This window comes from Salinispora goodfellowii, assembly GCF_059570675.1.
Genome location: NZ_JCANTD010000066.1, coordinates 1 through 7,082 on the forward strand (window position 1 = coordinate 1; position 7,082 = coordinate 7,082).

At 69.1% G+C, this 7,082-nt stretch carries 10 protein-coding genes and 1 pseudogene; 2 read left to right on the forward strand and 9 right to left on the reverse strand.

Annotated elements, in window-relative coordinates; translation table 11 throughout:
• Together T398_RS26315 and T398_RS26320 are read right to left on the reverse strand one after the other, a co-directional pair.
• Positions 1 to 173: pseudogene (locus T398_RS26315) on the reverse strand (ArsR family transcriptional regulator); the annotation flags it as partial.
• A gap of 245 nt (positions 174 to 418) precedes the next feature.
• Positions 419 to 646 carry a hypothetical protein gene (locus T398_RS26320; protein WP_496450502.1) on the reverse strand — a complete coding sequence of 76 codons (228 nt, stop codon included), beginning with the start codon at positions 644 to 646 and terminating at the stop codon, positions 419 to 421.
• Positions 647 to 774: 128 nt separating this feature from the next.
• Here T398_RS26320 and T398_RS26325 point away from each other — a divergent pair, with 128 nt between their 5' ends.
• Complete coding sequence (locus tag T398_RS26325) at positions 775 to 987, forward strand: MbtH family protein (protein ID WP_496450503.1); 213 nt, start codon at positions 775 to 777, stop codon at positions 985 to 987.
• A gap of 24 nt (positions 988 to 1,011) precedes the next feature.
• Here the strand turns inward: T398_RS26325 and T398_RS26330 are convergent, their stop codons facing one another.
• Positions 1,012 to 1,350 (reverse strand): helix-turn-helix domain-containing protein, encoded by a 339-nt coding sequence (locus T398_RS26330; RefSeq protein WP_496450504.1) that lies wholly within the window; start codon positions 1,348 to 1,350, stop codon positions 1,012 to 1,014.
• A 462-nt stretch (positions 1,351 to 1,812) separates the two neighbouring features.
• On the opposite strand from T398_RS26330, the gene T398_RS26335 reads away from it, so the two are divergent.
• Positions 1,813 to 2,235 carry a hypothetical protein gene (locus T398_RS26335; RefSeq protein WP_496450505.1) on the forward strand — a complete coding sequence of 141 codons (423 nt, stop codon included), beginning with the start codon at positions 1,813 to 1,815 and terminating at the stop codon, positions 2,233 to 2,235.
• A 470-nt stretch (positions 2,236 to 2,705) separates the two neighbouring features.
• Here T398_RS26335 and tgmC read toward each other — a convergent pair whose 3' ends face one another.
• From tgmC to T398_RS26365, 6 genes are all read right to left on the reverse strand, one after another.
• Positions 2,706 to 3,860, reverse strand: a complete 1,155-nt coding sequence (tgmC, locus tag T398_RS26340; RefSeq protein ID WP_496450506.1) for an ATP-grasp peptide maturase system methyltransferase — start codon at positions 3,858 to 3,860, stop codon at positions 2,706 to 2,708.
• On the reverse strand, positions 3,857 to 4,813 hold the full coding sequence (gene tgmB, locus T398_RS26345; RefSeq protein ID WP_496450507.1) for an ATP-grasp ribosomal peptide maturase: 957 nt from the start codon (positions 4,811 to 4,813) through the stop codon (positions 3,857 to 3,859). The genes tgmC and tgmB overlap by 4 nt, the downstream gene beginning before the upstream one ends.
• A 5-nt stretch (positions 4,814 to 4,818) precedes the next feature.
• Entirely contained in the window at positions 4,819 to 5,115 is a 297-nt protein-coding gene (tgmA, locus tag T398_RS26350) for a putative ATP-grasp-modified RiPP (protein WP_496450508.1), read from the reverse strand.
• A gap of 193 nt (positions 5,116 to 5,308) precedes the next feature.
• A complete protein-coding gene (locus T398_RS26355; protein ID WP_496450510.1) occupies positions 5,309 to 5,539 on the reverse strand; it encodes a hypothetical protein in 231 nt (76 codons plus the stop codon).
• Positions 5,539 to 5,721: a hypothetical protein gene (locus tag T398_RS26360; protein WP_496450511.1), complete on the reverse strand. Its 183-nt coding sequence runs from the start codon at positions 5,719 to 5,721 to the stop codon at positions 5,539 to 5,541. The genes T398_RS26355 and T398_RS26360 overlap by 1 nt, the downstream gene beginning before the upstream one ends.
• Positions 5,722 to 5,816: 95 nt before the next feature.
• On the reverse strand, positions 5,817 to 6,950 hold the full coding sequence (locus tag T398_RS26365; protein ID WP_496450509.1) for a helix-turn-helix domain-containing protein: 1,134 nt from the start codon (positions 6,948 to 6,950) through the stop codon (positions 5,817 to 5,819).
• Between the last annotated feature and the right edge of the window lie 132 nt (positions 6,951 to 7,082).

A 7,082-nucleotide genomic window follows, 5' to 3' on the forward strand; every position in this document is an offset into this window, starting at 1 on the left:
CTAGTCGCGCTCGGCGACAGTCCAACGAGTGCGGCGCATTCGGTGGCGGTCACCCCCTCACCCGTGCTCCCGAGGTATTCCATGATCTCCATCCGCGCCGGATGAGCCATCGCTCGCATGACCTGCGGATTGGTGATTTTCCTGGTGGTCGACGCCGGACGCCCTTCAGCCATACCCCGTATGATCCCGCACCGTTCTGCTTGCGGCGCCATCGCCACCGCGCGCGGACGGCACGCGACTGTGGACGCCTACGTGGAAGCGGTACGTAGACCGAACCGTGTGGGCGTAACGGCGGCGATCCGTGATGTGACGCACTGTGCCGGCCGCCAATCATGGGAGGGCTATAAGTGCGCTTACGCCCGTTTCGTAGATTGGGCGAGCTTTCGGGGTTTTCCGATGCGTACGCTGACGCTCGAAGCTAGCGAGGCTGCTCGGTGATGTCGCTGATGGCGACGGGGTCGTCGCAGTGGGGGCACGGGCCGCCGAAGTCGAGGCGGGTGCAGGGGGTGTGGCAGTCGTGGCACCACTGCTGGCCGAGGTAGCGGGTCTCGCAGCGCGGGCATTGGTAGACGATGACAGCCCGTCGGCTGGTGCCCGGCGGGACGGTGGTGGTGATGCTGGGTGGCGGGCACGCCAGGGAGCGCACGCGGCCCGGTACCGGCGTCTGCGGCGGCAGCTGAGGGGCAGTTGGGGAGGCGGCCTCGAACGCTGCCGCCCGAGGGCTCCGTGCGCGCCTATGGTGTGGACAAAGCGATTCGACGACCGCGGTGACACATGGCTACCAATCCTTTCGAGAACGCTGAAGGCACCTACGTGGTGCTCGTCAACGACGCGGGGCAGTACTCGCTCTGGCCGGACGGCCTGGATGTGCCGACGGGCTGGTCGGTGGCGCGGGCCGCCGCCTCTCGTCAGGAGTGCCTGGAGTACGTGGAGCAGAACTGGACGGACATGCGGCCGGCGTCACTGGTCCGCGCGATGGCCGGCTGAGTTCCTCGATACCGCGAGCTCCTGCTACGAAGCGGCGGAGGCAGGTGCAGCATTGGCTGGGGCGACGAGGTGACGGACCAGGTTCAGGACCGTGAAGCTGGAGAGTCCGCCGTTTCCGGCGTGTTCCTGACTCACCGGCCGGACCAGGCCGCGCAGGAGCAGGGCGTGCAGCCCGCGCAGCGCCTCGGCCTGGGTGCAACCGGCCCTCCGGGCGACCTTGGCAATGTTCCACATGGTCCCCTCTGCCGCGAGTACCCGCAGCAGGGCCGCGTGCTGGGGACGGAGCCGGGCGATCGCCTGCTCCAGCGAGTGCCGGAACGGGGACTGTACAAATAGATAACCGCAGTCTGCGGTGGTGAGCATGCCGCGGCGAACCTAAACAGGTCGACGAGGTCACCGCTCGGCTGCTGGCCACGGCCACGCGCAGGTGGAGCAGCCTGGCCGCAGGCCACCGACAAGCTGGTCCCCGCAGCGATACGCCCAGTTGCGGGGACCGGCCCGCGCACAGGCGCCAGACAGCTGGGGGCGTCAGAACCTTGTCCGTCGCGTGACGCGCGTACCGTCGGAGGGTGGACGTGCTGCTGCACGGCTGGCCAGGCAACGGGCCGGTAGTGCCCGGCGGCGTAGCCGTCGTGTGGCGGGCATGCCTGTACGAGAGGCCACGCGACCTGCGGGTCTACCGGCACCGTCCCGACTGCTGCGAGCCGTACGGCCGAGGCGCGGAAGACCGCTGCGAATGACCCGCCCTGGCGCCGCGCGGTCGCGTCGGTCGCAGCCCGGCTGAAAAGCACCTCCATTCCCAAGGCCGCGACGGCTGCCGATGAGATGCTCGCTGCCCTCAAGGAACGCAAGCCGACCGTGTACGAGACCGCCCTGACCAAGCTTGGCTACCTCTTGGGAGCCGAGGCGCAGAAGCCGCCGGCCTCCGGTCGCTGCGATTCCACGTGGTGCTGGGACCATCACCTCTGGCTGGCCATCGACGCAAAGAGTGACCACGAGCCGTCCGGCCTCGTCTCGCAGAAAGACATTCGTCAGGCCGGCGATCAACTTCGTCTGCTTAAGTCCGATCGTACGGTCGCCGACATCCCGCCGGATAGCGCCACCGTGATCGTCTCCCCAAACCGGCCGTTGACCCCACCGGTGCAGCAGGCGCTGAGGCTCACGTCCATGTTATTCACCCGGACGTCGTGCTTGAGCGGCGGCGCGCGCATGGGGCGACCTGATGGCCCAGCGCCCTGGGCTCGATGACAACCAACTCCGGGCACTGGTCGCCGGGCACTTCAGTCAAGAGGGTCTGCTGCCCGAACAGGTCCGCGACCGGCTGACGGCCAACCCGGTCGAAATTCAATGACCGAGACGCCAGCGCTCGCCTGCCGACTTCTCGAATCAAGCGTTGTTCGGTCCGTTCGTTGATCCCGAGGTCGCGAGCGAGCTGGGCGCCAAGGCGGATTGTCCGGATGTCCTTGAGATTCAACAAGATCGCATGCACGGATCTGCCGCGATCCAAACGTCGGCCGACTACGTGCCGGTAACTGAGCGTAGGCGGTGGACGGAGGCTGGGGGCCGACGGCCAGTGGCACGCGATTTCTCGGGACGGGCGGGTCTTTGTTCGCGGCGCCGACGCCGTGACACGCGCTGACCAGGGCCAGGGCAATCACGACACGAAGCGGCCCCGCCCTCCCGACCTGGGGAGAGCGGGGCCGGCTGCTTTGTTGGGTTCACCTTGGTGGGTCGAGGTTCCAGGTGTGTGGTCCGTTGGGTGTGTCGATCCAGAGGGTGTGGGTGCCGTCGCAATCGATGGTGAGGCCCAGGTGGTCGTGGGTGGGGCGGCCGGCGTCGGCCCACCGGCGGCATGCGCTGGTTACCGCGTTCCAGATCCGGCGTGGTCCGCCTTGCGCGACGGTGACGGTCGAGCCCTGGGCGTGGATTCGCGCCCAGGAGCCGGTGTCGGCGTCGACGAGGCAGTGGACCTCTTCCCCCTCGGGGAGCAGGGTGCAGTGGTAGATGCTCGGCTCGGCGAGCCGCCACCAGAACTCACCGCACGGGTCGCCGAACAGCGCGACATCGCGATCGTTGCCCGGTGCGGTGGTGCCGGTGCTACCCATGCACAGTGACAGCATGTCGGCCACGGTCGGCCCGACGGGCCCGTCGGCGGGTCGGGCCTCGATGAATGCGGCTACCTGCGGGAGGAACCGGCCGTGACCCGTGCCGGTGTCGTCGACTCGGAGTGGTACGACGCCGTAGGACAGGTTGGCCAGGACCAGCCCGCCGGGTTTGGTTTGTCGTAGCCAGGCGGCTGGTACTCGGCGTACCGAGCAGGTGGCGATCAGCCGGTCGTAGGGTGCCCGCGCCGGGTATCCGGCCAGGCCGTCCGCAGCAACCACGGTCGGCTGGTAGCCGGCGTCGGTGAGGGCGGTGGTGGCGATGGCGACCAGGTGCGGGTCGATGTCGACCGAGGTGACCGCCGCGTCCCCGAGCAGGTGGGCCAGGAGGGCGGCGTTGTAACCGGTGCCGGTGCCGATCTCCAACACGGTCATGCCGGGTTGCAGGTCGAGGGCTTCCAGCATCACCGCCATCACCCCGGGCTGAGTGGATGAGCTGGTCGGCCGCCCATCTTCGGCGATCTGGGTGACGATCGCCTCGTCGCCGTAGACGGCCGCGAGGTAGGCGTCCTGGTGCTCCGGCCGGGCGGCGTGTAGCACGTCACCGACCTGCCCGTGGGAGTTCACGTCGTAGACGGCGGGGGCGAACGGGTGGCGGGCGACCGACGCGAACGCTCCCGCCACGGTGGGGTTGGTCAGGTGTCCTGTGGTGTGTAGTTGGGCGACGAGGTGTTGTCGTCGTTGCCGGTAGCCGGCGTCGGTGAGGGTCACGGCGTCTCCAGGTACTCGGCGATGGCAGCGGCGATAGGTAGCCCCGTCTCGGCTTCGATCCAGGCCCACTGGCCGCCAGGGTTCACCTCTAGAAACACGTAGTCGCCGGTCGGGGTGACGATCAGGTCGATCGCGGCGAACGCGAGGCCCAAGGTTGCGGTCAGGGACAGGAGCTGGTCGGTGAGCGTGTCGGGCAGTGTGACCGGCGTGTAGGTGAGGTTGTCGTAGTCGGTGCGCCAGTCGATGCGGGCGGCGTCGGAGTGCGCGTCGATGCGGGCCGCGAACACGCGCCGTCCGATGGTGGTGACGCGTAGCTCGTGGTCTTTCGGTATCTGATGTTGGAAGAGGTGCGCGGTGCCGGTGACCGCGTCGGTGATCTGTTCGGCGGTGACTGGGGTGGTGGCCAGTGCCATCAGGTGTCCGGTGTCGGTGTCGAGGTAGGGGCGCACGTGCAGCGGTTTGTAGATGGCCCCGTTGGGGGCGGCGGCGATGAAGGCCCGTGCTGTCTGTGCCTCGTTGGTGATCAGCGTGTGGGGGGTGGTTAGGCCGCAGCGGGCGGCGACCGCGAGTTGCGCGGGTTTGTAGTCGGCTGCCGCCATGTGGTGGGGGTGGTTGACCCATCGCACTGGCAGCGCCGTGACCAGGCCACCGAATCCCATCCGGGCTTCCTGGGTGGCCCACCGCCGTTCGTAGTCGTCGAGGCCATCGGCTAGCCGGAACGGGCCGGGCCGCCGGTAGTACACCGCGGTGACCTCCTCGATCCGGGTTTGCCGGTGCGCGTCGGTAAGGACACCGGACCAGCCACCCTGACCGCCGTTCTCAGCGGTCAGGGTGAGGAACTGGGGGAAGTCGCCGGTGTCGACACGGTGCACCCGTACGTCACGGTTGTGCAGTGCGGTGATGACCAGGTCGGCGGTCACATCGCGGGGATCGGTCAGCACCAGGATCGTCACGGGTGTCAGTCCTGGTAGGTGTCCGGGGTGGAGTCGTTGAAGTTTTGGTGGTCGTAGGAAGTCTTGCTGTTCGTGGCGACCTTCTGCGTGGTCTGCGGCTTACCCAAGGTGGCGCCGTCGACACCGATCACGGTCTGCGTCACCGGGTCCAGGTGGACGCCGGTCAGGTCAACCACCGGAACCTCGTCACCAACCTGCGTAGACAGTGTCAGCCCGAACGGGCGAGCCGGGCTCATCCGTCCCTGCTCGGTGCGGCTGTCGTAGAGCGGCAGCAGGCAGCGGTCCGGGGCGAACGTAGTCATTACGACCTCCATCATTGAGGGGTTTACCTTGCGGTTCGTGGTGCTCCGAGTAGGTCGTGGGTGAGCAACCCGGCGTACGCCTCCGCCCACGGCCAGCACCGCCGTGGGGTGCCGCACACCGGGCAGCGGCCGTCGACCTGGCGGTGCTCGTTCAGGTCCCGCCACCACCGGCGGACGGTCGCGTCGGCCGGGCTCACCGCAGCCGCCCGGCGCGTTCCGGTGGAGCCCAGTTGCCCTGACCCACCGAGGCCAGGTAGTCGTAGGCGGTGTCGGTGGGTGGGCACGGCCAGGCGGATGCGCAGATCGGGCACCGGTCCACCCGTGGCCAGTGTTCGGTGATGATCCGCCGGGCGGACAGGATCATCCGGTTACGTAGCTGCACCGTCGACAGGCTGCCGGAGCGCGGCCGGGCGTGGGTGGCCATCACCGGCGGTTCGCCCGCTGCCGGGCGAGCGGGGTCATCAGGGGCCGGCGGTCGAAGATGACCGTCGGCTGGTTGTGCAGCGGGGAGTAGGCGCCGGCCCGCGCCGCGTACCGGGTGGCGGGGCCGACTGCGTCCAGCCGTGCGGGCCGGCGGCGGCGAAGTCGACGGAGTAGCCGGATCATGCGCGTGCTCCCCTCGATCGGGTCGAGGCGGCGTGTCACCACCCAGGATGATCCTGTAGTGACGCGGTGCTACACGTCAGGATGGGCGCTGTCCGCTACCCGGTAACGGACAGGCGGACAGCCGCCGTGACCTGCCTGGCCAGCGCCCGTGACGCGGTGGCGTCAGCAATGGCGTGAGCCTCGTCCAGGACCTGCCGGGCGGTGCTGGCGTCCCCGGCCTGCGTGTGCGCCACCGCCAGGTGCACCAGGTGCCGGCCGTGCCAGTCCGAACCGCGGGCGTCCTCGCTCGCCCCGGCCACCCCGGCGGTCAGGAGCTGCACCGCCCGATCGTTGGCCCGGCCGTCCCGGGCGCCCAGGTAGCGCCACACAATGCCCTGCTGCACAGCAAAAAACGCGGGCGTGTACCAGTAGCCCCACGGCGACAAGGGCTGACCGGCGGCCTGCTCGGCGAGGTCCGCAGCCTCACTGAGGAGGCCGATCACCTCGCGCGGGCGGGCGTCCGCCATAGCTAGGCCGCGGGCGCCCTGCCCGGTGGAGTACGCACGTAGTGCGGTGTGCGCCGCCTCGTCTCGACGGGCCGCCCCGGACAGCCCGATCATGGAGGCTAGGTCTCCGTGTCCCTCCGCCTGGTGGCCCTGAAATGAGAGTACGCCGGCAATTAAGTCCCGGTTTCCGGCCTCGGTCGCCCATTGCAGGGCGCGACCGAGCCACATTGTGGCGGCCTTGTCGTCACCGGTGGCGATACCTAGCCAGCCGGCAAACTGTGCCCATTGCGCGGCTATATCCACAACCGCCGGCCGTACCTGATGGCTGGCATCTCGCAGCAGGGACACAACGGTGTTGAGCTGCGCGCGTACCGGGTCGACGACCAGAGTCGACCCGATGCTGTCCTCCAGGCGCCGGTAGCTGGCGAGCAGGTCGGCCAGGGCGTCCACGGCGCCGTGATCGACCCGGCGGGGATGCTGGGCCGCGTATACGGCGCGGTCCTCGGGGGTGGGCATGTCGGCGACGAGAGCGGCCAGGGCCCCGCCTGCGGCTAGGGCGTCGTCCAGGCGCACAGCAACGTCAACGGTCGGCCGAGTGTGTCCTCGCTCCAGCTGGTGCAACAAACTCTTGCCGTAGCTGACCGCCACGCCCAACTGCCGCAGTGTCAGCCCGCGGGATTCGCGCCGTTGGCGCAGCTCGGCGCCGAACCTCGGGTCCACGATGGTCCGTGTCGGTGCCGGCATCAGTTCTCCCAGGTAGCGGTCTGGGTGGCGGGCGCCGACCGCTACAACCGGCGCCCTGCCGTCATCGACGGTACTCCCTGCCGGCCGGTCGCGCTGTCACCTGTCCGTGTGGGCGTTCCTGGCGCGTCGCGC